General features: G+C 56.8%; 22 protein-coding genes. 3 read left to right on the plus strand and 19 right to left on the minus strand.

Annotated features, from left to right (window positions below):
* Window positions 1-74 precede the first annotated feature (74 nt).
* Window positions 75-452, minus strand: coding sequence for a phosphoribosyl-AMP cyclohydrolase (hisI, locus tag PH5382_RS11705; protein WP_058334562.1), 378 nt, complete (start codon window positions 450-452; stop codon window positions 75-77).
* 58 nt (window positions 453-510) lie between these two features.
* Here hisI and PH5382_RS11710 point away from each other — a divergent pair, with 58 nt between their 5' ends.
* Complete coding sequence (locus PH5382_RS11710) at window positions 511-963, plus strand: iron-sulfur cluster assembly scaffold protein (RefSeq protein WP_058334563.1); 453 nt, start codon at window positions 511-513, stop codon at window positions 961-963.
* Between the two features lie 366 nt (window positions 964-1,329).
* On the opposite strand, the gene PH5382_RS20290 is transcribed toward PH5382_RS11710, so the two are convergent.
* The 5 genes from PH5382_RS20290 to PH5382_RS11730 form a co-directional block, all read right to left on the minus strand.
* Window positions 1,330-1,452, minus strand: a complete 123-nt coding sequence (locus PH5382_RS20290; protein WP_255354102.1) for a hypothetical protein — start codon at window positions 1,450-1,452, stop codon at window positions 1,330-1,332.
* Window positions 1,453-1,633: 181 nt separating this feature from the next.
* Window positions 1,634-3,724 (minus strand): ATP-dependent DNA helicase RecG, encoded by a 2,091-nt coding sequence (gene recG / locus PH5382_RS11715; protein ID WP_058334564.1) that lies wholly within the window; start codon window positions 3,722-3,724, stop codon window positions 1,634-1,636.
* Window positions 3,721-5,973: an NAD-dependent DNA ligase LigA gene (gene ligA / locus PH5382_RS11720; RefSeq protein ID WP_231751860.1), complete on the minus strand. Its 2,253-nt coding sequence runs from the start codon at window positions 5,971-5,973 to the stop codon at window positions 3,721-3,723. The genes recG and ligA overlap by 4 nt, the downstream gene beginning before the upstream one ends.
* Window positions 5,974-6,249: 276 nt before the next feature.
* On the minus strand, window positions 6,250-6,969 hold the full coding sequence (ctrA, locus tag PH5382_RS11725) for a response regulator transcription factor CtrA (RefSeq protein WP_058334566.1): 720 nt from the start codon (window positions 6,967-6,969) through the stop codon (window positions 6,250-6,252).
* Between the two features lie 133 nt (window positions 6,970-7,102).
* Window positions 7,103-7,375 (minus strand): CtrA inhibitor SciP, encoded by a 273-nt coding sequence (locus PH5382_RS11730; RefSeq protein ID WP_058334600.1) that lies wholly within the window; start codon window positions 7,373-7,375, stop codon window positions 7,103-7,105.
* 150 nt (window positions 7,376-7,525) lie between these two features.
* On the opposite strand from PH5382_RS11730, the gene mnmA reads away from it, so the two are divergent.
* Window positions 7,526-8,671: a tRNA 2-thiouridine(34) synthase MnmA gene (mnmA, locus tag PH5382_RS11735; protein ID WP_058334567.1), complete on the plus strand. Its 1,146-nt coding sequence runs from the start codon at window positions 7,526-7,528 to the stop codon at window positions 8,669-8,671.
* Between the two features lie 34 nt (window positions 8,672-8,705).
* On the opposite strand, the gene lpxB is transcribed toward mnmA, so the two are convergent.
* The 13 genes from lpxB to pyrH form a co-directional block, all read right to left on the minus strand.
* Window positions 8,706-9,863, minus strand: coding sequence for a lipid-A-disaccharide synthase (lpxB, locus tag PH5382_RS11740; RefSeq protein ID WP_058334568.1), 1,158 nt, complete (start codon window positions 9,861-9,863; stop codon window positions 8,706-8,708).
* Window positions 9,860-10,648: an LpxI family protein gene (locus tag PH5382_RS11745; RefSeq protein ID WP_058334569.1), complete on the minus strand. Its 789-nt coding sequence runs from the start codon at window positions 10,646-10,648 to the stop codon at window positions 9,860-9,862. The genes lpxB and PH5382_RS11745 overlap by 4 nt, the downstream gene beginning before the upstream one ends.
* A gap of 4 nt (window positions 10,649-10,652) precedes the next feature.
* Entirely contained in the window at window positions 10,653-11,438 is a 786-nt protein-coding gene (gene lpxA, locus PH5382_RS11750; RefSeq protein ID WP_058334601.1) for an acyl-ACP--UDP-N-acetylglucosamine O-acyltransferase, read from the minus strand.
* A gap of 5 nt (window positions 11,439-11,443) precedes the next feature.
* Window positions 11,444-11,908 (minus strand): 3-hydroxyacyl-ACP dehydratase FabZ, encoded by a 465-nt coding sequence (gene fabZ / locus PH5382_RS11755; protein ID WP_058334570.1) that lies wholly within the window; start codon window positions 11,906-11,908, stop codon window positions 11,444-11,446.
* Between the two features lie 78 nt (window positions 11,909-11,986).
* The gene (locus PH5382_RS11760) at window positions 11,987-12,658 is read right to left on the minus strand and encodes an OmpH/Skp family outer membrane protein (protein WP_231751861.1); all 672 of its coding nucleotides are present in this window, start codon (window positions 12,656-12,658) and stop codon (window positions 11,987-11,989) included.
* Between the two features lie 4 nt (window positions 12,659-12,662).
* Window positions 12,663-15,077, minus strand: a complete 2,415-nt coding sequence (gene bamA / locus PH5382_RS11765; protein WP_058334571.1) for an outer membrane protein assembly factor BamA — start codon at window positions 15,075-15,077, stop codon at window positions 12,663-12,665.
* Between the two features lie 133 nt (window positions 15,078-15,210).
* Window positions 15,211-15,339 (minus strand): hypothetical protein, encoded by a 129-nt coding sequence (locus PH5382_RS20295; protein ID WP_255354103.1) that lies wholly within the window; start codon window positions 15,337-15,339, stop codon window positions 15,211-15,213.
* Between the two features lie 187 nt (window positions 15,340-15,526).
* Window positions 15,527-16,876 carry an RIP metalloprotease RseP gene (gene rseP / locus PH5382_RS11770; protein WP_058334572.1) on the minus strand — a complete coding sequence of 450 codons (1,350 nt, stop codon included), beginning with the start codon at window positions 16,874-16,876 and terminating at the stop codon, window positions 15,527-15,529.
* Between the two features lie 4 nt (window positions 16,877-16,880).
* Complete coding sequence (gene dxr / locus PH5382_RS11775) at window positions 16,881-18,053, minus strand: 1-deoxy-D-xylulose-5-phosphate reductoisomerase (protein ID WP_058334573.1); 1,173 nt, start codon at window positions 18,051-18,053, stop codon at window positions 16,881-16,883.
* 17 nt (window positions 18,054-18,070) lie between these two features.
* Window positions 18,071-18,853, minus strand: a complete 783-nt coding sequence (locus PH5382_RS11780) for a phosphatidate cytidylyltransferase (protein ID WP_156414892.1) — start codon at window positions 18,851-18,853, stop codon at window positions 18,071-18,073.
* Window positions 18,850-19,608, minus strand: coding sequence for an isoprenyl transferase (locus PH5382_RS11785; protein WP_058334575.1), 759 nt, complete (start codon window positions 19,606-19,608; stop codon window positions 18,850-18,852). Before PH5382_RS11785 ends, PH5382_RS11780 begins: the two co-directional genes overlap by 4 nt.
* An 8-nt stretch (window positions 19,609-19,616) precedes the next feature.
* The gene (gene frr, locus PH5382_RS11790; RefSeq protein WP_058334576.1) at window positions 19,617-20,180 is read right to left on the minus strand and encodes a ribosome recycling factor; all 564 of its coding nucleotides are present in this window, start codon (window positions 20,178-20,180) and stop codon (window positions 19,617-19,619) included.
* Between the two features lie 456 nt (window positions 20,181-20,636).
* Window positions 20,637-21,383, minus strand: a complete 747-nt coding sequence (pyrH, locus tag PH5382_RS11795) for a UMP kinase (RefSeq protein WP_058334577.1) — start codon at window positions 21,381-21,383, stop codon at window positions 20,637-20,639.
* A gap of 186 nt (window positions 21,384-21,569) precedes the next feature.
* Here pyrH and miaA point away from each other — a divergent pair, with 186 nt between their 5' ends.
* On the plus strand, window positions 21,570-22,436 hold the full coding sequence (miaA, locus tag PH5382_RS11800; protein ID WP_058334578.1) for a tRNA (adenosine(37)-N6)-dimethylallyltransferase MiaA: 867 nt from the start codon (window positions 21,570-21,572) through the stop codon (window positions 22,434-22,436).
* Window positions 22,437-22,841: the final 405 nt, after the last annotated feature.

The following is a 22,841-nucleotide window of genomic DNA, read 5'->3' on the forward strand; positions in this document are numbered from 1 at the left end:
GGGATCAGGCTTCGATGGAACTGGGCTAATCTCTCATCTTTTCACAGTTACATTGTTAAATTGTACGCTCGTCGCTATTCCATAGGTGCCATCAGTTCCTGCTCTTCACCATCGCGCACAGCCGTATAAAAACAGGTCCGTCGATTTGTGTGGCAGGCTGCACCGACCTGCTCAACCAGGGCCAGCAGGCAATCTCTGTCACAGTCAAGCCGCAGATCAACGAGGCTCTGAACATGACCAGAGCTCTCTCCCTTGATCCAGAAAGACTGGCGCGAGCGCGACCAATAGGTCACCCTGCCCGTCTCAAGTGTGCGCGCGACGCTTTCAGCATTCATCCAGGCCATCATCAGGACCTCACCGCTAGTGGCGTCCTGAGCGATGCAGGGGATCAGCCCGGCGGCGTCGTATTTCAGGCTGTCAGGAGTAAAAGACATGGGAAAACCCTTTTGCATCTGGAATCTGCCCCCTATGTATGGGGAAGATATCCCAAGGGAAAGCCCGAGGCAGAGCATGTCCAGCGAAACAGACCTGATCAATCTTTACTCTTCACGCATTTTGGCGCTGGCGGCGGATATTCCCCACCTGGATCGATTGGATGCCCCTGATGTTACCGCGAAAAAGCGTGCCCCCCTGTGTGGATCTACAGTCACCGTTGATCTAAAACTGGACAATGGGCGGGTTGTCGAATTTGGCCAAGACGTAAAAGCCTGCGCGCTGGGGCAGGCTTCCGCCTCGATTGTCGGGCGCAATATCATCGGCCGTAGCCTCGCCGAAGTGCAAACCGCACGCGACGAGCTGAAAGCCATGCTCACCGATGACAAGCCCGCCCCCAAAGCCCCCTTTGGGGATCTCGAAGTCCTCATGCCCGCGCGTGAATTCAAAAATCGACACGCCTCAATCTTGTTGTGTCTGGACGCCTGTCTTGACGCGATGACGCAGGCCGATACAGAAAACTCCGCCTAGTCTTCTCTCTTGCGTGTTCCACGCGACATGTTTCTCGCGTCATCCGCGCCCCGGTGACTGATGAAAAGGTCGTTTCCAGACACTCAAAAAAAATGCCGCCACGCATCCGGGCAGATGGTGGCGGCAGGCAATGCGTTGTCATGCGGGGTCCAGGCACACTTGTCGGCTGATAGGCACAACCGGCAGGAAAGTAGTCAGGCGGGAATTTCCTCATCTGATCGGGACAGGATGCAAGTGCGCCCGGCATGGCAACGGCAGGCAGAAACAAAAATACTCGGTACAGAAATTCGACTATACAGTAGGCTGGGTTTGAAGATCTGAAGAGACAGATCCGGGAAAATCTTGGTGCAGTTACAGCAGGCGCAGTTACAGCAGGCCGGGCAAATGCAGAGCAACCACCAACATCACCATCAAAGAGGCTGCTCCAATAGCATCTTGCAGAAGGGTGGACTGGGTGTTGTGCAGGGTTGTTTTCAGTTGTGAAATCATGGCTCTGGCCTCCTCAGCTCTGTCGGTGTGATCAGCTTATGCTGTCATCTTGTTGTTCGCGCCGCGCTCCGTCGGTCTTGTTGCCTCTTTGTTCTCATTTTTAAAGCGACCTGTAAAGAACTTTTTGAGAACATTTGCGAACTTTTGAGAACAAACTAAATGCTGAGGGTCCGAAAAATCCTTAACCCACTGAAATCAAACGAATTGCCTGATCCTGTTTCATCAACCAAAGCAGAACACGCGCGGCCTTGCCCCGTTCCGACGCCAGATTCGGGTCTGTTGCAAGCAGCGCACGTGCGTCACTTTGGGCCACTGCCATAAGTGGCGCCTGCCGTTCCAGATCAGCAATATGGAACCGGGGCAGACCGGATTGCGCCGTGCCGATGACATCCCCAGCACCGCGCATCTGCAAATCGGTTTCCGAGATCCGGAAACCGTCTTCGCTTTCACGCAGCACCTCAAGACGTCGTCGCCCGCCCTTGCTCAGCGGAGGTTGATACATCAACAAACACGTCGAGGCGGCACTGCCACGACCGACGCGTCCGCGCAGCTGGTGCAATTGGGCCAGGCCAAAAATCTCTGCCCGCTCAATGACCATGATCGTTGCATTGGGTACATTCACTCCCACTTCAATCACGGTAGTAGCCACCAGAACTTTAGTGTCACCCCGTTGAAAGGCGGCCATGGCAGCGTCTTTTTCAGCCGGTGGCATCTGGCCGTGGACCAGGCCGACAATGCCTTCGCCCAGAATGGCCCTCAGGTGTTTGAAACGTTCTTCAGCGGCTGTCAGATCCATCACTTCCGACTCTCCGACCAGGGGACAAACCCAGTAGCATTGGCGCCCTTCGTCAATGGCGCGGCGCAGATGGTTAACTACTTCCTCCATCCGCTCCGTGCTCAGAACAGCGGTTTTGATCGGCAGGCGTCCGGGCGGTTTTTCATCCAGTACCGAGACATCCATATCGCCATATTGCGCCAAGGCCAGCGACCGCGGGATCGGAGTGGCTGTCATCACCAGCACATCCGCTCCCTTGCCTTTTTCCGCCAGTTCCAGCCGCTGACGCACCCCAAATCTGTGCTGTTCATCAACGATCGCCAGACGCAACTGCTGGAACACAACATCCTGCTGGAACACCGCATGGGTCCCGACGAGGATCTGAATGTCGCCCTTGGCCAACGCGGCCAGTTTGGCACGCCGTTCGCCCCCCTTGTCGCGACCAGTCAGCAACTCCAGCACCACGCCTGCGTCTTCTGCCAGCGGCTGCAGGCTTTCGAAATGCTGCTGCGCCAAAATACCCGTCGGCGCCATCATCACACTCTGCCCGCCAGCTTCGACCGCGACCAGCAGCGCCATAAATGCCACAAGAGTTTTCCCTGACCCTACATCCCCTTGCAGCAAACGGTTCATCCTCTGGTCAGAGGCCATATCGGTGGAAATCTCCTCGATCGCCCGCGCCTGCGCGCCTGTTGGCCGATACGGCAAGGCGGCCAAAACCTTTGACTGCAAGCGCCCGGTGGCCTGACTGCGTAGCCCCTTGTGTGTACGCTCAGCCTGACGAGCCAGCGCCAAGGTCAGCTGATGCGCAAACAGCTCATCATAAGCCAGCCGAGTGCGTTCCGGCGCCTCAGGGGAAAGATCGTCCAGCCCCCGCGGCGCATGCGCCGCCAGCAAGGCCGCGCGCCACCCCATCCAGCCCTCTCGCTTGATCTGCCCTGCATCGATCCATTCCGGCAGATCCGGCAGACGGTCTAGCGCGCTGTGCACAGCTTTGGTCATGGTTTTCTGGGTGATGCCATGGGTCAGCGGGTAGACCGGTTCGAACTCCGGAATGTCTTCAGCTTCGGCCAGCGGCACGATGTGATCCGGATGCACCATCTGCGCCACACCGTCAAACAGCTCAACCTTTCCCGAGACCAGCCGCCGCGACCCTTCGGGGCATTGCGCCTCCAGGTAACGACTGCGTCCGTGAAAGAAAACCAGTTGGAATTCAACCTCTTGGTCACTTACATTAATGCGGTAAGCACCGCCGCGATTGCGCGCCGGACGATGCGCGCCCACCGTGACTTCAACCGTGGCAATTGCAGGCAGGTCGAGCCCTTGAATGCTATCACGCCGACGCCGATCAAGGACCGAATGCGGCAAGGCAAAGGTCAGATCACGCGGGGTTTCCAAATCGATCTGCGCCAGTGACTGTGCAGTCTTTGGCCCAACCCCTTTGAGCGTCTCTACCGCTGCAAACAGCGGAAACAGGATTTCCGGGCGGCCCGTCATGCGCTGCCAACAAAGGCGAGCCATTCATCCTCGCCCATCACCTTGATGCCCAGGTCAGCTGCCTTCGTCGCCTTGGAGCCTGCACCCGGCCCCGCGATCAAAATATCGGTTTTCTTCGAGACAGATCCAGCCACTTTGGCACCCAAGGCTTCTGCGCGCGCCTTCGCTTCGGCCCGGGTCATTTTCTCCAAAGTACCGGTAAAGACCACGGTTTTGCCAGCAACCGGGCTATCATTACTTGGCGCTTCTGGAGGGATCACAGTCAGATGCGCCAACAGACGATCAAAGGCCGCGCGTTCATCCGTGTTGGCGAGGGCGTCCGAGAGAGACAACCCCAAGGCGGGGCCAATTCCGTCGGCAGAAATCAGATCATCCCAGGCGGCGGTCGCTTCTGCAGGCACATCACAGGCGGCGATAGCAGCAGCGCGGGTTTCGGTGATCCGCGCCCGACGATCCTCTGCCGCGGCTTTCAGGCGTTCGCGTTCTTCGGCCTCGTCTGCAGTCCGATGCGCCAGTGCCGCCGGACGCGCCTGATCCAGCGCTGTCACTAGCCTGTCCCAATCGCCATAGTGTTGTGCCAGATCCTTGGCGGCGACTTCGCCCGTGTGGCGAATACCTAGCGAGAAAATCAGGCGCCCAAAGGCAATATTACGCTTCTCATCAATGGCCATAAAAAGGTTGGTGGCGGATTTCTCGCCCCAGCCTTCGCGGTTTTTCAATTGCTGCAGTCCAGCGCCATATTTTTCTTTTATATCAAAGATATCCGCAGGCTCTTTAACCCAGCCATCACTGTAGAACTGTTCGACCTGTTTAGCGCCGAGGCCTTCGATATCAAAGGCGGCACGTGAGACGAAATGCTTTAACCTTTCAGTGACCTGGGCCGGGCAAATGACGCCGCCAGTACAGCGACGCACGGCATCGCCTTCTTCGCGCACAGCCGGGCTGCCGCATTCCGGACAGGTCTCGGGAAAGCGAAAGATCTCTGCTCCTTCGGGACGTTTAGACAGATCGACATCAGCCACCTTGGGGATCACATCGCCAGCACGATAAATCTGAACCCAGTCGCCAACCCGGATGTCTTTGCCCCCCCGGATCACGTCACCTTTAGAGTCCAGACCGGTTATGTAGTCTTCGTTGTGCAAGGTCGCGTTGGAAACGACAACACCGCCAACAGTCACAGGTGTCAGCCGGGCAACCGGGCTCAGCGCCCCGGTGCGGCCAACCTGAATATCAATCGCCTCGAGTCGGGTCCAGGCGAGCTCTGCGGGGAACTTATGCGCAATTGCCCATCGTGGCGTGGTCGACCGAAACCCAAGACGCTCCTGCAGCGCCAGATCATCCACCTTGTAGACAACCCCGTCGATATCATAACCCAGCGTTGCACGCTGTTCTTCGATCAGACGGTAGTGACGGATCATATCAACGACACCTGAACACAGGCAGGTCAAAGGATTGGTTTTAAAGCCGAGTTGAGCCAGACGCTCAATCGCCTGCATTTGTGTTTGCGCCAAGGGAGCCGAAAGATCGCCCCAGCTATAGGCAAAAAATCGCAAAGGTCGTGCACGGGTTTTTTCAGCATCCAATTGCCGCAATGATCCCGCAGCCGCGTTGCGCGGGTTGGCAAAGATCTTGCCACCGCGCTCTTCATGACGGGCATTCAGTGCGGCAAAATCGGCGTGGCTCATGTAGACTTCGCCGCGCACCTCAAGAACCTCCGGCGCGCCGATCAGCTGCTGCGGAATATCCGAAATGGTACAGGCATTGGCCGTGACGTTTTCCCCTGTTGTGCCATCGCCACGCGTCGCCGCCTGGATGAGGCAGCCGTTTTCGTACCGTAAGGAAAGTGACAACCCGTCGATTTTGGGCTCTGCTGTAAAGGCCAAAGGGGCACGATTGTCCAGACCAAGATAGTTTCGGATGCTGCGATCAAAATCGGCAACATCCGAATCGTCAAATGCGTTGCCAAGCGAAAGCATGCGCTGGACATGCTGGATCTTGCCAAAACCAGAGGTCACCGGCGCGCCGACAGAATCCTTTTGGGTCGCCTGAGCGCCCAACTCAGCAAAGGCGTCGATCAGGTCAAGATAGCGTCGTTTGGCTGCATCATAGTCCGCATCACTCAGAAATGGCGCATCCTGCTGATGATAGGCCTGATCAGCAGCAGCCAGCTGCTCCTGCAGGGCGAGAAACTCCTCTCGTGCCTGTTCCAGCGAAAGCTCTTTTGGAGGTGTCAATTCTTGCTGTCCCACGCGCAGTCCCCGTCTCGTTCAGACCTAGGTGATAAAACGCGGATCGAGCCAGGTCCAGACACGCCAGACACCGAAGCGAAGAGAAGGAGGATCAAGGCAGTAAAAAACCCGCCGTAGCGGGTTGATCGCGTAAACTGGCCATTTGTGTCCCGCCGAGAACACAGGGCCGTTAACCATTAATTCACAAAGAAGACATCCTGACCGAAACCTTTGGGCCATAAATGGCCCAAAGGCTGGAAGGGTCAGTGGTAGGTTTCAGGATCAAATGCGATCGCCTCAGGCACCAACCGCCATGCGGTGGCCGCCAGACATCTGATCATCCTGCGGGTCCCGCAGCACATAGCCTCGGCCCCATACGGTTTCGATGTAATTGTCGCCACCGGTCGCTGTGCTCAGCTTTTTGCGCAGCTTACAGATGAAAACATCGATGATCTTAAGCTCGGGTTCGTCCATCCCACCATAAAGATGGTTAAGGAACATTTCCTTGGTCAGGGTGGTCCCTTTGCGCAGGCTCAAAAGCTCAAGCATCTGATATTCTTTGCCAGTCAGGTGAACGGTCTTGCTGTCCACTTCAACGGTCTTGGCGTCCAGATTGACCGCGATCTTGCCCGTCTTGATGATTGACTGCGAGTGCCCTTTTGAGCGGCGAATGATTGCGTGAATACGTGCAACCAGTTCTTCGCGGTGGAAGGGTTTGGTCAGATAATCATCTGCGCCAAAGCCGAAGCCTTTGATTTTATTGTCGGTATCATCGGCACCGGACAGGATCAGGATCGGCGTTTCAATGCGCGCCAGGCGCAGTTGACGCAGGACCTCATGACCATTCATGTCGGGCAGCCCCAGATCCAGCAGGATCAGGTCGTAATCATATAGCTTTGCGAGATCGATCCCTTCCTCACCCAGATCCGTCGAATAGACGTTCAGGTTGGCATGGGTCAGCATCAATTCGATGCTTTTCGCTGTGGTAGGGTCATCTTCGACCAGAAGAATGCGCATGTTTATGTTCTCCGCCTGTACACTGTTTCCCTCAGGTTGCGTTAACCCTGATGGAAAAAGGTTAATGGCCCGTTACCATAATCGTTAATTCTCAACTTTGACTCAAGTGCTGAGGTATCTATTTGGCACAAACTTATCGGTAGTCTTTAAGACGGGTGGTCTTAAGTGCATCCTCACCATGGTCTGCTACGGCAGCAATCCAGCTTCGAAACTCCTCTTCACTTAGCCCATACCTACGTAGGGCCTCTGTCTGGGGAATCAACCCATACAGCACCCCACGCACCACCGCAGCCTTACGTGAAGCCACCCACCTGCGGGTCGTCTCGGGTGGCAAATCAGCGCGGGTCATAGTGGAGCCATCAGGCAAGGTCACGGCGCGCGGCCCCTCTACTTTCTTCAGAAACATGCCTCTACCCCTATTCGGTACATCAATTTCTCTGGTCTGCTGCAGCATTTGCTCAGTCTAATTAAAGACGCGTGAACCTGCCCCCTTGAGAGTCTGTAGGATTTTCATATATTCTGCGACGCTTGCCCCCTTGATCTAAGGATTTGCCTTATGGCGCTGGATATCGACACTCCGCTGAACTCTCTTGGCTTTGCCAAACCGCCCTCAGAAACCCGCGTGGTCGTGGCCATGTCCGGAGGCGTCGACAGCTCAGTTGTCGCCGCCTACCTCGCCGATCAGGGCTATGACGTGGTTGGCGTGACACTACAGCTGTATGATCATGGGGCTGCCTTAGCAAAAAAAGGCGCCTGTTGTGCCGGCATTGATATCCATGATGCCCGCCGGGTCGCCGAAGAACGTGGTTTCCCGCATTATGTTCTCGACTACGAAAACATCTTCAAAGACGCCGTGATCGACGAATTTGCCGACAGCTATCTGGCCGGCGCCACCCCGGTGCCCTGCATTCGTTGCAACGAACGGGTAAAGTTCAAGGATCTGTTGGAAACTGCACGCGATCTGGAAGCAGACTGTATGGCGACAGGGCACTATATTCAGCGCAAGATGGGCGCCAATGGTGCAGAGCTGCACAGTGCAGAGGACGCGAATCGCGACCAAAGCTACTTTTTGTTCTCGACCACGCCCGAGCAGCTCGATTATCTGCGCTTTCCGCTGGGGCATCTGCCCTCCAAGGACGCCACCCGCGAGATGGCAGCGCAATACGGGTTGGCCGTTGCAGATAAGCCCGACAGCCAGGACATTTGTTTTGTTCCTGATGGTAATTATACCAGTGTCATCGAGAAATTGCGCCCAGGTGCGGCTGAACCAGGTGAGATCGTGCATGCCGACGGGCGTGTTCTTGGCACGCATACCGGCGTCATCCACTACACCATCGGCCAGCGCCGCGGTCTTGGCATTGGCGGGCTGAGCGAGCCACTTTATGTGGTGCGACTGGATGTCGACAAGAAACAGGTGATAGTCGGCCCCAAAGAGCTGCTGGCCACCCGTACCATTCCGGTGCGCGAAATCAACTGGCTCGGCGATGAGCCGTTTGACAGCCGCGCCGAATGGCATGTGATGGTCAAGGTCCGCTCGACCCGCCCGCCACGCGAAGCCATCATTCGCCCGCTGTCGGCAACCACAGCCGAGGTCGAACTGCTGACACCGGAAGAAGGCGTCTCCCCCGGTCAGGCCTGCGTGTTCTATGAAACCGAGGGCAGCCGCATCTTTGGCGGTGGTTGGATCTGGCGCGGCTACTAAAGCGCGCCAGTCTCTTACGGAAGCAAAGTAAAGGTCAGAGGCGGCTCAGCACAGCGCGGGCAGCGCGCAGGCCGGGCGCCTCACCGCCCTGCCCCAACCGCTCCATGGTCAGCGCCATAGCCGCTTGCTGGCGATCTGGCGCAGCTGCAACTTCGCTGAGCCGTGCAGCGATATTCTCGACCGTGCAGTCCGGGCCAAGACATTCCGGCACCACGCGCGTGTCACTGACCAGATTGACCAATGTGACAGTGTCAATCAACGCCATGCGTTTCATGATCTGCCAGGATAGCCACTGGAAGCGATAGGCAATCACCATAGGCGTTTGCGCGGCAGCTAGTTCCAGTGAAACCGTTCCCGAGGCCGCGAGCGCAAGATCTGCGGTAGTAAAGGCCGCACGCTTCATCGCCGCAAACTCCGCACCCTCAAGTTCATTGGGATCAAGCAGCACAGTGTTTTCGGGCCAGTTTTCCAATTGCGCCCGAACCAGCCCGGCGACTGGCGCCGCACAGGGGACAATGATCCGATGCGCAGGGTGCTGGTATTGAAACGCCTTCAGCGCCGCCCCAAAAACCGGGGCCAGTCTACTGACCTCCGAGCGGCGTGATCCCGGCAAAGCCAGCACCACCGGGGCATCGCTTAGACCAAAGTGGCGGCGCAGATCAGTGATCTCCGGCATGCTTGCCTGTGGTTCTGCCACAACCGGATGGCCGACAAAATCGCAGGCCATGCCAGCCGCTTCCATGTAGGGCGGCTCAAACGGCAGCAAGGCAAGCACCTGATCGATGCATTTCGCCATCTTGACCGCCCGCTTTGGACGCCAGGCCCAGACCGAAGGTGCCACATAGTGCACCGTGCGGATATCGCTTTCCGCCTTGACCAAGCTGGCTACACGTAGCGAAAAATCCGGGCTGTCGATGGTGATCAGTACATCCGGGCGCATATCAATGACGGCATCGGCCGTTTCACGAATGCGCCGTTTCAGATGGCGGTATTTGGGCAGCACCTCGGCGATGCCCATGACCGACAGTTCTTGCATGGCAAAGCGGGATGTCAGCCCCTGCGCAGCCATGGCATCGCCTCCGACTCCCTGAAACTCCACATCCTGAGCCAGCGCTTTCAAACCGGCCATCAGCGTCCCACCCAGCCGGTCGCCAGAGGGTTCTCCGGCCAGAATGAAGACCCTGAGGCTCAAGGTTTGCGCAGCCAGAGAAACAGCCCCAGCCGGTCGCAGGTCGCGATCACCTCCTGCTGGTCCAGCACGATCACGCCGCCGGCCTCCAACACGATCCCAGAAAGACCAGCTGCTGCGGCTAGCTCCACGGTTTCAACTCCCACAGTTGGCAGGTCCGCGCGGCGGTCCTGCCCCGGTTTGGGCGCTTTGAACATCAATCCGCCCTGCCCGTCGGGGCGATGTGCAAGACTGCGCAGCATCCAGTTGGTTCCAAAGATGTTTTCGACCGCGATGGCCTGTCGGGCCCGAATGGCACAGGACTGGCCAATATCGGCGGCGCTCATGGCTGCAACCACGGTTGTGCCACGCATAGCATCTGCCTTGTCCAGCTCGCCGGGTTGCACCTGTGTTGGAATACCCTCTTCCATCAACAGATCCGGCGCCACGTCATGGGCCGCGCGCAGGGTAAACCCAGCCTGTTCTAGAACCCCCATGATGGCGCGCAAGGCTCCGTCATCGCCTGCGCCAAGGGCGGACTGGATCACCGGCACCAGTGGCAGAGTCGCGGCATCAATTGCCGCAGGATCGATTTGCGGGCGCGTGACCGCGCCTGCCAAACAGATTTCGCTGATGCCAGCAGATTTGAGCCGCGCTAGAAAACTTCCCAGATGCTCCAGCCGGAAATGAATTTCGGCATCGACCTCGTCGGGTTCGGAACCTTCCATCGCACAAACTAGCGGGCGCTTGGGTAGTCGTACAGCCACTTCCCTGGGCAGCGCACCGGTTCCGGCAATAATCGCAAGCATGGTCTCAGCCCCCCGGCGTCAGAAAGGAACGATCCGTCTGACCGGTAATGAAGGCGACGATTTCCTGGACATAGACACTGTCGGTTTCATCGCCCAGCCGGCGCGCGCGTTCCTGAAAGGTGCCATCGCCCTGTGCCAGCATCTGAAAGGCCGCCCTGAGAGCGGTAATATCGCTGCGGGTCACGCCGCGACGCTTGAGACCGACCAGATTGAGCCCATCCAATTCGCCACGTGGGGCCTGTACAAGCCCATAGGGTATGACGTCATTGGTCACCATGGTCACAGCGCCAATAATGGCGCCACGACCGATCCGCACCCATTGGTGAATGCCTGAGAGCCCACCAATGATGACATCATCTTCGAGCACACAGTGACCGGCGACGGCCGCAGAGTTCACCACGATCACCCGATCGCCGACAATGGCATCATGGGCAATGTGGCAGCCGGCCATGAACAGCCCGTCATCGCCAATCCGCGTGACACCACCACCGCCTTCGGTGCCGGCATTGATGGTGACATGTTCGCGAATGCGGTTTCTCTGGCCAATAACCGTGCGGCTTTTTTCCCCCTGAAACTTCAGATCCTGTGGGATTTCACCAATCACTGCAAAAGAGAAAACAGTTGTCTCGTCGCCAATCTCGGTATCGCCGGTGAGGACCACATGCGACTTCAATGTTACCCGATCACCCAGAACCACCTCGGGACCGATATGGCAAAACGGACCAACCACACAGTCCTTGCCAAGTTTGGCGCCCTCTTCGATGACGGCACTGGGATGGATCTGGCTCATATGCATCAGTCCTTTTGCAGATCGACCATGGCGGTGAATTCGGCCTCGGCAGCAACTTCACCTTCGACTGTCGCGGTTCCTTTGAATTTGAAGATCTTGCCACCGGGTTTGCCGCGCAGGGTTTCGACTTTCATCTCCAACACATCACCGGGGATGACCTTGCGGCGGAATTTGCACTTGTCGATGTTCATGAAATAGATCAGCAGATCCGTGTCGACCATATCCATGCCGACGCCCAGCATCACGCCCGCAGTCTGCGCCATGGCTTCGACGATGGTGACGCCCGGCATGATGGGAGAACCGGGAAAATGGCCCTGAAAATGCGGCTCGTTCATGGTCACGTTCTTGATACCACGCGCCGAAGAAAAACCGTCGATATCCAGCACCTTGTCCACCAAAAGGAAGGGGTAGCGATGGGGAAGGATCCGCTGGATCAGATGAATGTCGGCACTTTGCAGCTCGGAGGTCATGGCAACTATCCTGTGGTTTAAAACGATTTGCGCCGTTCCCTATCAACTGAGCGCAATTTCAGCAAGTTTGGCGCGCGATTACTCCTCGTCCAGCCGTTCTGGGATCAACGATGCCCCAGACAGACCATCACCAAGAACCTTATCGATACGGGAAATCGCCAAATCGGTGATATCCACGGCATCCGAGCTGAGAAAAACGGTCGAATGATCCAGAATGGCGCCGGCGCCGGCATCGCGCATGATCTGTTCCAGCAGAGGTAAGGACGCCGCAAAGAACTCCCGCCGGGCAGTCTCGCTCAGCTGGCTGATTTCACGTAACTTCTGGTCTTGGATACGGCGAGTTTCCTGCACTTTTTCATCAAAGGCATCCGCCAGAGCGCGAAAAGCATCGGCGGCAATTGTGGCACGGCGTTTGGTCAGATCCTGCTCTTCGGCACGCAGCTCGGCTTCGATACGACGGTTCTCAGCTGTCAGCACCGCCCCCTCGGCCTCGACTTCGCGGGAAATCCGCTTGCCAAAAGCGCTCTCGGCAAACAAACGATCCGGCTGAATAGTCAGAATGCTGCTTTGTGGCGCGCCGAGTTGAAAATCCTGGGTCGGGTCAAAATGTGGGAGAAGGTTTTGTGTATGTGTCTGCGCCCATCCCTGCGACGCGCCTCCAATCAACGAAACCATCGCGCAAAGGCCAAAGAGCGCCAGCCAAACAGCCAGCGCTCCTTTCGTGCCATGTGTCGCCTTTCGCACGGTCACGCGGTCAGAACCGCGCTTGCAGCGTCAGGTCAAAGCTTTGTTCCTCGTCGAAATCCTCTTTCTTCAAGGCTTTGGAGAAATTGAAACGCAGAGGGCCAAAACCTGTGGTCCACAAAAGTGAAAAACCGATCACATGCCGGAATGATCCGGATTCACCAACGAGGCTATTACTGCCGACAGTGTTGACATTGCTCAGATCCCAAAGATTTCCGACATCGTAGAACAACCCGCCCCTAAGCCCAAGTTCTTCGGGTAGCCCCAATGGGAACTCGGCATCAAAACGCGCCACAGCATAAAGGTTGCCGCCAAGGAAATCGCTATAATTTCCATCAGCCGGTGTCAAAGGATCCCGTGCGCTTCGGTCTCTTGGTCCGATACCGCCTGGTTCAAAGCCCCGCATGATCTGTGGGGACAGGATAAAGCGGTCAATAGACCGGCTGCTGTCATTGCCCAGCCAGTTGAGCGCGCCCCCTTCAAAAGTCGCACGCAGGGTGACTTCTTCATTGAAGATCTGCTTCTGGGCTACAAATTTGGCCGTAGCTTTGAGATATTCATTATCTCCGCCTAGCCCGGCATAATCTGCACCGACCTGAACCAGGAACCCGGCGTTGGGATCCAACCCTGTCAAACGACTATCGTAGGAATAGGTAAAGCCCAAGGCACTAGCAGATTTTTCGCCCTGATTGATCTCACTTTCAACGACAGGACCCGCAACAGGATAGACAGTTCCGTTTGTGGTCAAAGGAGAGCGACGGAGCATCTCGTCCGAATCCCAAGTGTAGCGCACTTGCAGACGTGAATTTTCACCGGTCTGAAAAGTTAGCGCCGGACGAAAGAACACCCGTTTGGTATCATATTCAGAGAAGCTGGAATCGGTTTCAGAAAATCCAAGATCCAGGTCAAAACGCAGATCTCGTCCAAGCAGATAGGGCTCGGAGAAGCCCAGAACATATTCTTCAGATTCCTGTGCGGTAGAAATCGCAAAGGACAATCGCTGTCCGCGGCCTAGGAAGTTGTTTTCGGTCAGACCAAGAGTCACTCCAAAACCATCTTCGACGGAATAGGCACCGCCGAGACTCAAGGAGCCTGTGGGTTGTTCTACAACATCCACATCGACAACCACGTGGCTGGGGGAGCTGCCTTCGCGCACGTCGACATCAGATTCGCTAAAGAAACCCAGCGCGCGAATACGCTCCGCCGTGCGCCGGATCTCCCGTGGATTAAAGGGGTCCCCTTCGACGGTTTTGAACTGCTGACGAATAACCCGGTCCAGTGTGGTGGTGTTCCCCTCGATATCGATCCGCTCGACAAAAACACGCGGTCCACGCGTCAGCGCAAATTCGACATCCAGCGTCAGATCCCGATCATTGCGCGTTACCCGCGGCTCCACACGCAGGAAGTCAATTCCCTTGCGCAGGGCGAGGTTCTCCAAACGTTCGATCGACTGCTCCACCAAAAATGGCGAATAAACAACACCCGGTTTGATTTTCAGCGCCGCGCGAAACTCATCCGCATCAGCCTCGGAAAGATCACTCACAACGGAAAGTTCACCAAAGGAGAACTGCTGGCCTTCGACAACATCGACCACCAGGAAAACCGCATCCCGTTCACGCGTGACTTCGGCATTGGCGCTGTTGACGTTGAAATCGACATACCCGCGAGACAGGTAGAAATCGCGCAGCACCTGTTTGTCAAATTCGATGCGATCTTCGATCAATGTATCGCCACGGATGAAAGCCCGCAGGAAACCAGCCTGTTTGGTCTGCAGAACGCGGCGCAATCTGCGGTCCGAATAGACTTGATTGCCCAAAAACGAAACCCGCTCGACCTCGACGGTGTCACCTTCGGAAATTTCGAAAACCAGATCAACCCGATTGTCGCTGCGGCGAATGATTCTCGGTGTCACCTGAGACGCTAGGCGCCCCTGTGCACCATAGGCCTCGGCAATTGCGGCAGCATCGCGTTCGGCCAGGGTCGGGTTGAAGACACGACGAGGTGCCGACTCGATGATTCCCGACAGATTTTCATCTTTGATACGGCGGTTGCCCTCAAAGTTGATCTTATTGATTGTCGGGAATTCGGTCACCTTGATGACCAGAGTATTACCCTTTGGAACCAATTCAGCGCTTTCGAAAACACCACTGTCTAGGATGTTTTGATAGGCATCATTGAGCTGGCCAGCCGAGACGGTCTTGCCCCGCTCAATCCCTGTATACGCAACGATTGTTGAGGTCTGAATCCGCTGATTGCCTTCGACCTGAACCGTGTTGAAACGGTAGTTTTGCGCGGCCGCGAAATTGGGTGACAGCCCAAATCCAAAGACCACAGACAAGGCGACCACAGAGACGCCTCTATACAAAATATTGGTGCGTGTTGTACGCACACCGCAGGATGTGCCCGCGTTCTTCCCCCAAAACATCAGTCTTTACCCGATTTTATAGCACCTTTGAATCGTGCGTATCGGGTTTGTGCCGACTTGTCAAAACCAACAAAAATGCACGCGGGCAATTACCCGCGCGCAAGTTGTAAAAATACTCTTTTATTTGTTCCCGTTACAGCCCGGCGAGCCAGGCACCGAGGCTCAGCGACACAAAAACGATCGCAGCCGCAAGCGCGCGATCCCAGTTCAAACGCAGTAGCAGACCAACCCCTCGTTCGGACTCTATGTGTTGTATATGCATGCCGGAACACTCCCCAGATTGACACAGTCGCAGGCCCAGACTGACGAGAGACTGCAGGGATTGCCCCTGCTGAACCTTCGTGCTGCCGCCGCGTCCATGCGCATTAACGCAGATTTCCAAAACGTTAACCGAGGAATGTGGCCAGAGTTTGACGCAGACATAACCGCATCAAACTCTGCAAAACCACCTAACAGAAAATGTCATTCGCCAAGGCAAAGACCATCAGCGACAAGATCATGGTGATCCCGAGGGTCATAAGAACCTGAATCGCACGATCGCTGGGCGGACGCCCGACAACGGCTTCATAGGCGTAAAACACCAGATGCCCCCCATCCAGAGCCGGGATCGGGAAGAGGTTCAGCAAGCCGACCGCGGTCGACAGTACGGCGATGAAGCGGATAAAACTTTCGGCCCCCTGGCTGGCCATCGCACCTGAGGTTTCCGCGATTCCAATCGGACCGGACAGATTACAGGTGCTGATAGCACCGGTAATCATATGCCCAAGACCAGAAACCGACGTCGAGATGACGGCCCAGACCTGAGCACTCCCCGAAGCGATCGCAGTTCCGATTCCCACAGCTTCGGTGGCCGGCTCATAGATTTGCCCGCCAACGACGCCAATGCGCCAGTGGCTGGCGAAGCTTCCATCCGCCTGAGGTTCATCCGTACGCCGGGGCGACAGTGTGAGTGTCTCAGTTGCGCCCTGGCGGTCAACCGAAAGGGTAAGCGCCTGCCCGTCTGCGGCCTCAACTCTCTCCTTCAGCTGATCAAAGGTAAAAATGTCATCCCCGTCGACGCCAGTGATGAAATCCCCTCCCCGCAAACCTGCATCTGATGCGGCACTGCGCGGCGCCACGGCCTGAACATATGAAGGTGAGAGATAGGGCCCTTGAACCTCGAGCTCCGCCCCGTCACGACGCACCAGATAGTCAAGGCTCGGAGTCACCGGCAGCGCCGCACGAAAGGCACTCCAGGCGTCGCGGTCTTTAACTGATGGAACTTTTTGTCCGGAAACTTCAAGCACTTCATCGCCGGGACGCAATTCGCTTTCAATGCCGGGAACCTCGATAAGCGAGCCGATGGTCAGTGGATCGCGTACGGTTCCATAGGAAAAGGCCAGAGCCGAAAACACGATGGCAGACATCACGAAGTTGAACATCGGCCCGGCTGCAACCGTGGCCGAGCGTGCCCAGAGAGGTGCACCATGCATGGTCCGGCGCAGTTCTGTCGGATCAGCGGCAGCTTTCGCAATAGCATCCACGTCCTTGCCCGAGGCCGCATCAGAATCCCCAAGGAATTTCACATAGCCGCCAAAGGGCAGCAGCGCCACCTGCCAGCGCGTGCCATGCTTATCGACGCGGCTCCACAACACCGGGCCAAAGCCCAGGGAGAAAACTTCGGCATGGATGCCTGACCAGCGACCAACGATGTAGTGGCCATATTCATGCACGGCAACAATGACCGACAGGGCCACGACAAAGCTGGCAATCGTATAGAGAAGCCCGCCAAACTGGGGGAGAAATGAAAGTGCGTCCAAAACGTTACCTTATGCCTGTTGCTGCCGCCGCATCCGCCGCGTTACGCGCGATGTGGTCAATCCGGCTGACGTTATCAAGGGTCATTGCGGAATCAATGAGGCCGCTTTGCGTCTCAATCTGATCAAGAACCCGCGCGGTGATCTCAGCCATGTCGGTGAAGCCGATCCGGCCAGCAATGAAAAGATCCAGGGCACGTTCCTTGGCCCCATTGAAAGCCGCGCCCATCATGCCGCCCCGCTCCATCACCGCATAGGCCTGAGCCAGCGCGGGATAGCGGATCGGATCGGGTTCGGCAAAGTTAAGCTGGCCGATGGCCGCCAAATCAAGCCGGGCCACCGGCAGATCGCGCCTCTGCGGCCAATGAAGCGCATAGCCGATGGCATGGCGCATATCCGGAGCGCCAAGATGCGCCATCAGGGCGCCATCGTTGAAACCAACTAGGGCATGCACCATGGATTCCGGGTGCACCAGAACCTCAATTCGATCGGGCGAAACTCCGAAATACTCACGTGTTTCAATCACTTCCAACGCCTTATTGAACATGGAAGCACTGTCGATTGTGATCCTTTGCCCCATATCCCAATTCGGATGCGACGAGGCCTGCGCCAATGTTGCATTTTTCAGATCGGCCAATGGCCAGTCGCGAAACGCCCCACCAGAGGCGGTGATGATAATGCGCTCGACAGCCTCAATATCCTCCCCGACAAGGCCCTGGAAGACTGCGGAATGCTCGCTATCGACCGGCAGTAGTCGGGCACCATAGCGGGCAGCCGTTTCCAGCAGCAACTTACCGGCGCAAACCAATGATTCCTTGTTGGCCAGCGCGAGCGTGGCGCCCTGCTCCAGAGCTTTCAGTCCCGGCGCCAACCCAGCAGCCCCGACAATGGCAGACATCACCCAATCGGCTGGTCGGGCTGCCGCCTCGATCAGGGCAGCCTGTCCGGCAGCCACTGCAACGCCGCTGTCGGCAAGTGCGTCCCGCAGCTGAGGCAGGTTTTCATCATAGGCGGTCACGGCAAGATCAGCGTTAAGAGCAATGGCATCCCGGGCGAGCTGAGCAATATTGCCCCCCCCGGTCAGCGCCACCACATCATAGGCCGCAGGATCGCGCCGGATCAGATCTATCGTGCTTTGCCCGATCGATCCGGTAGCGCCAAAAATGGAGATTTTCCGCATGGTACTGCCCTCTCAGGCTATCCCAGAAAGGTGAACAGAAACAGGAACATCGCAGCGGCACCAAGCATTCCGTCGAAGCGATCCAACAGACCACCATGCCCCGGGATCAAAGCACTGGAATCCTTGACCCCCGTCTGCCGCTTCAGCGCGCTTTCAGCAACATCACCTGCTTGGCTGGCCATGGAAACAAGCACCGAAGCCAGCACAAAACCCGCGCCCATGTCAAAACGTGCGGCAAAGATCACACCGACCACAGCTGCGGCGATCCAACCCGCAGAGGTGCCGGACCAGGTTTTTTTCGGGCTTATACGCGGCCAGAACTTGGGGCCGCCAATGGTTTTCCCAGCGAAATAGCCCGCGACATCCGTCGCAACCACCACCAGAATCAACCAGACAAGCCACTGTGCTCCGAGGCCATTGCGCAACCAGATGAAGCTTACGCCGGCCATGACCACCCATAGGGCAAAGACGGCAAAACGGATCCGAGCCTGTTCCGCGACCAGCGCAGCCCCCAGACCGACAGGCAGCAAAACAACCGCAAGGGCCGCCATCATCGGCAACAGCGTAGACGCCATCACAGCAAAGGCGGTCGCAGCCCCCAAAAGCACGGCCAGCCCAAAGCGGCGCGGCGCCAGCATCAGGCTCAGCTCCCAGATCATGCCGCCACAGCTGAGCGCGATAACGAGACTGAAGACTAGACCGCCCGCCCAGACAGCGCAGATTGCCACGGCAACCATGACCAGAGCCGACAGCACGCGCGGCATCAGATCTGCCCAGGGGCCCTGACGGTTTTGCATCATTTCTTCACCGCTCCGAAACGCCGGTCCCGGGTGCCATAGCTGCGGCACAGACGGCCCAGTTCTTCGGCGGTAAAATCAGGCCAGAGCGTGTCGATGAATTCATACTCAGCATAGGCCGACTGCCACAGCAGGAAATTGGAGATACGCGCCTCGCCGCTGGTGCGAATGACCAGATCCGGGTCCGGTAACACATGTGTATCGAGGTACCGTGGCAATGTTTCTTCGTCGACATCCTCTGGCGCAAGCAGGCCCGTCGCAACATCCTCTGCGAGACGTTTGGTGGCCCGGGCAACCTCATCACGACCGCCATAGTTCAGCGCGATGGTGAGATGGGTTCCGTCGTTTCCCTCGGTTTCATGCTCCAGCTCGTCCATCAGACGCACGAGCTTATCATCAAGACGCAGACGATCACCAATGAAGCGTACACGCACATTGCGGGCGGCGAGCGCTTTCATTTCTTTGGAAATGTAGCGGCGGAAAAGGCTCATGAGCCCCGAGATTTCGACCTGGGTCCGTTTCCAGTTTTCTGTCGAAAAAGCAAATATCGTAAGATATTTCACACCCAGTTCGGGACAGCATTCAACAACTTCGCGCACGCGTTTTGCGCCCGCGTGATGGCCAAACAGGCGCGGTCTTCCCCGCGCCTGTGCCCAACGGCCATTGCCGTCCATGATGATTGCAACATGACGAGGACCAGATCGTTCCTGTTCCTCTGTCGCGTCACTGTCCGTACCGATATCGTTTTTACTGGACATAAACGAGATCAGACCTGCATGATTTCGGTCTGCTTGTTTTCAAGCGCGTCATCCACAAGTTTAATCATCGTATCTGTCAGATCCTGCACCTCGGTCTCCCAGAACTTCTGGTCGTCTTCGGACATGCCGTCTGCCTTGGCTTTTTTGATCTGGTCCATCCCATCGCGGCGCACGTTGCGGACAGAAACTCGGGCGTGTTCGGCGTAGGTGCCGGCGACTTTGCCCAACTCACGGCGACGCTCTTCGTTCAGCTCGGGGATCGGCAACATGATAATGGTGCCATTGAGCTGCGGATTGATTCCCAGCCCGGAATTGCGAATGGCTTTTTCCACTTTGCCAACGAGGGACTTGTCCCAAACATTGATGGTAACCATACGCGGTTCGGGCACATTCACGGTGCCGACCTGGTTGATCGGCGTCATGGATCCGTATGCATCTACCATTACCGGTTCCAGCATTGAGCCAGAGGCGCGGCCGGTCCGCAACGAGGCGAATTCCGTTTTCAGGTTTGCCATCGCGCCATCCATACGGCGTTTCAGATCATCGGTATCCAGTTCGAAATCGTCAGACATTCTGCTCTCTCCCCTGACTTGAGGCGGTCTTTGATCTGCTCATAAGCCATTGGCCCGCCATTGTATAGCGATCATGACAGGGTTTTGGGTCGCGGCGGTTGCTCTGACCTAGCCAAATCAGTCCCAAACGCCGCTAAATCGGGACAAAAAAAAGAAGCGCCGTGTCAGATGGGGCCTCAATTCAGAGACGTTCTAGGCAGACGGGCTGGCCGCGTCTGCCCCGCCCCCTGTTCACCATCCAAGCGCGAAAAAGGCTGCTAGTAAATGAATTGCGCGTGACAGCGGAACTGTCACGCGCAGAAAATTTTGGTCCAGGGGGGACCATGACACCATTCGGCAAGATAAATTTACCCAATTGTCACTTTCTGAAACCCGGTGCCTAGCCACTTCTAGCCAACCTCTGTGACACTTCCATGACGTGCATCGCAAGAGAGTGAATAGTCCGAGGCCTGAAGATCAGCCGGAGACCTTTGTATAGGTGCCTTTGCCTGCTAGAATCCCACGAAAGCCACCGGGCTCATCCAGCGAGAAGACTATGATCGGCAGGTTATTATCCCGGGCCAGGGCGATCGCCGAAGCATCCATCACGCCAAGACGTTTGGCCAGAACATCATCAAAGCTGACGGTGTCATAGCGCTTTGCGTCGTCAAATTTTTCGGGATCCTTATCATAGACACCATCCACTTTGGTGCCTTTGAAAATCGCCTCACAGCCCATTTCATTGGCACGCAGCGTCGCGGCGGTGTCGGTGGTGAAATAGGGGTTGCCGGTCCCGGCCGCAAAGATGCAGACCCGTTTCTTTTCGAGATGGCGCACCGCGCGACGGCGGATATAGGGCTCGCAGACCTGATCCATCGGGATCGCCGAGATAACCCGGCAAAAGACACCAATGTCTTCGAGCGCGCTCTGCATCGCCAGGGCGTTCATCACGGTCGCCAGCATGCCCATGTAATCTGCTGTGGTGCGTTCCATGCCCTGTGCCGCGCCGGACAAGCCGCGGAAAATATTGCCGCCGCCGATGACCATGCAGATCTCAACGCCCATGTCGTGCACGGTTTTGACTTCACGCGCGATGCGCTGAACAGTGGGCGGATGCAGGCCAAATCCCTGATCGCCCATCAGCGCTTCGCCGGAAATTTTGAGCATGACACGGTTATAGGTAGCGTCTGGAGCAGTATCCAGCGTTTCAAGATCTAGGGGCATATTGCGCTCCGACGGATGAGGGGGGTTAGTTTGCGCTGCAAAATGAAGCAAAACGGCGTGATGTTCAATGCGCCCTGATCGCTTTCCTCGGTCTTTATCCCTAGTATCCGGTGTCTCGCGACAGTATCTCCAGTTTTGAAGCTGTTTTTTTCTGCAATCAATCATAGACTGACGAGCGCCCCTACGATGATGTTGCCTGATATCGACCCGGACAAACCCGTTTTGCTGGCAGGCCCCACGGCCTCTGGAAAATCGGCTCTGGCCATGGAAATCGCCGAAAAACAAGGCGGTGTGATCGTGAATGCAGATGCCAGCCAGATCTATGACTGTTGGCGTGTGGTGACCGCACGCCCCAGTCTGCAGGATGAAGCCCGCCTGCCCCATCACCTCTACGGCCATGTTCCATTTGATGCGCAATATTCCGCAGGCCACTGGCTGCGCGATGTCCTGCCGCTGCTTGCCGGGCCACAACGTCCGATCATTGTCGGTGGAACTGGGCTGTATTTTTCGACGTTGACGCAGGGCTTGGCAGAAATTCCACCAACCCCAAATGCCATTCGGGTCCAGGGCGATTCCCTCTCTCTTGAGACGCTGCTGGCGGACCTGGACACGATCACTGCGGCCCGGATCGACGTGCAGAACCGCGCTCGTGTCCAGCGCGCCTGGGAAGTTTTGCAGGCCACGGGAAAATCTCTTGCCACTTGGCAGGCAGAAACCCCCGCGCCGCCACTGCCCCTGAGCGCCTGCACCGCTATCGTCATGAATAGCCCCAAAGACTGGCTCGAAGCACGCATCCGTCAGCGTTTTGATCTGATGCTCGAGCAGGGTGCCCTGGATGAGGTCCGCGCCATGCAAGACCGCTATGATCCGTCCCTGCCCGCCTTCAAGGCGATTGGCGTGCCGGAACTGGTTGGATACACAACGGGTCAGCTCACACTTGATCAGGCCCGCGAGCAGGCCTCAATCGCCACACGCCGCTACGCCAAACGCCAAAGAAGCTGGTTCAGATCAAAGATGCAGGCCTGGATCCAGTTGGAACCGGACCTGCAATAGCGCTCGCCTGTATCGCAGCATGCGGTCAGCCAGTCTGACCCCATATCTTTCTGCCTGATATCTTCCATACAGTGTTCAGGTGCCTGGATGCAGCCAGGCTCAACATGCAGCCAGGCTCAACTCTGTTCGCCGCCGAGCTTCAGCCAAGCGTCAGTCTGTCTATTGAACGCTTTCGCCATTTGGCTACCTAGCGACGACGCCCACCGCCTTCCCTCCACGCGACGCGTTATATAAATAAATTCAAATTTGTTTATATAAAAACTTCACCAAATAGGGAAATTGGTTCCAGATCCGTAACAACAGGATGGAGATTCAGGTTTTTCAAATATCCCAATAGGGAGAACTTGCCCGAATCGAAAAATAATGCCCTGCTAAGTCGTGTTGAAAATTTCAAGAAACTTTAAT

Origin of the sequence: Phaeobacter sp. CECT 5382 (genome assembly GCF_001457775.1) — a bacterium.
In the GTDB taxonomy this organism is placed as follows: Bacteria; Pseudomonadota; Alphaproteobacteria; order Rhodobacterales; family Rhodobacteraceae; genus Pseudophaeobacter.

Bases quoted from the DNA above. Each gene is read 5' to 3' on its own strand.
- PH5382_RS11780 (WP_156414892.1), bottom strand. From the start codon at position 18,853: ATGATGCAAAACCGTCAGGGCCCCTGGGCAGATCTGATGCCGCGCGTG.
- PH5382_RS11730 (WP_058334600.1), bottom strand. From the start codon at position 7,375: ATGTTTCTGAAGAAAGTAGAGGGGCCGCGCGCCGTGACCTTGCCTGAT.
- bamA (WP_058334571.1), bottom strand. From the start codon at position 15,077: ATGTTTTGGGGGAAGAACGCGGGCACATCCTGCGGTGTGCGTACAACA.
- miaA (WP_058334578.1), top strand. From the start codon at position 21,570: ATGATGTTGCCTGATATCGACCCGGACAAACCCGTTTTGCTGGCAGGC.
- PH5382_RS11785 (WP_058334575.1), bottom strand. From the start codon at position 19,608: ATGTCCAGTAAAAACGATATCGGTACGGACAGTGACGCGACAGAGGAA.
- recG (WP_058334564.1), bottom strand. From the start codon at position 3,724: ATGACGGGCCGCCCGGAAATCCTGTTTCCGCTGTTTGCAGCGGTAGAG.
- pyrH (WP_058334577.1), bottom strand. From the start codon at position 21,383: ATGCCCCTAGATCTTGAAACGCTGGATACTGCTCCAGACGCTACCTAT.
- PH5382_RS20290 (WP_255354102.1), bottom strand. From the start codon at position 1,452: ATGATTTCACAACTGAAAACAACCCTGCACAACACCCAGTCCACCCTT.
- PH5382_RS11710 (WP_058334563.1), top strand. From the start codon at position 511: ATGTCCAGCGAAACAGACCTGATCAATCTTTACTCTTCACGCATTTTG.
- lpxA (WP_058334601.1), bottom strand. From the start codon at position 11,438: ATGAGCCAGATCCATCCCAGTGCCGTCATCGAAGAGGGCGCCAAACTT.
- fabZ (WP_058334570.1), bottom strand. From the start codon at position 11,908: ATGACCTCCGAGCTGCAAAGTGCCGACATTCATCTGATCCAGCGGATC.
- PH5382_RS11745 (WP_058334569.1), bottom strand. From the start codon at position 10,648: ATGCTTGCGATTATTGCCGGAACCGGTGCGCTGCCCAGGGAAGTGGCT.
- ctrA (WP_058334566.1), bottom strand. From the start codon at position 6,969: ATGCGCATTCTTCTGGTCGAAGATGACCCTACCACAGCGAAAAGCATC.
- mnmA (WP_058334567.1), top strand. From the start codon at position 7,526: ATGGCGCTGGATATCGACACTCCGCTGAACTCTCTTGGCTTTGCCAAA.
- PH5382_RS20295 (WP_255354103.1), bottom strand. From the start codon at position 15,339: ATGCATATACAACACATAGAGTCCGAACGAGGGGTTGGTCTGCTACTG.
- dxr (WP_058334573.1), bottom strand. From the start codon at position 18,053: ATGCGGAAAATCTCCATTTTTGGCGCTACCGGATCGATCGGGCAAAGC.
- frr (WP_058334576.1), bottom strand. From the start codon at position 20,180: ATGTCTGACGATTTCGAACTGGATACCGATGATCTGAAACGCCGTATG.
- hisI (WP_058334562.1), bottom strand. From the start codon at position 452: ATGCAAAAGGGTTTTCCCATGTCTTTTACTCCTGACAGCCTGAAATAC.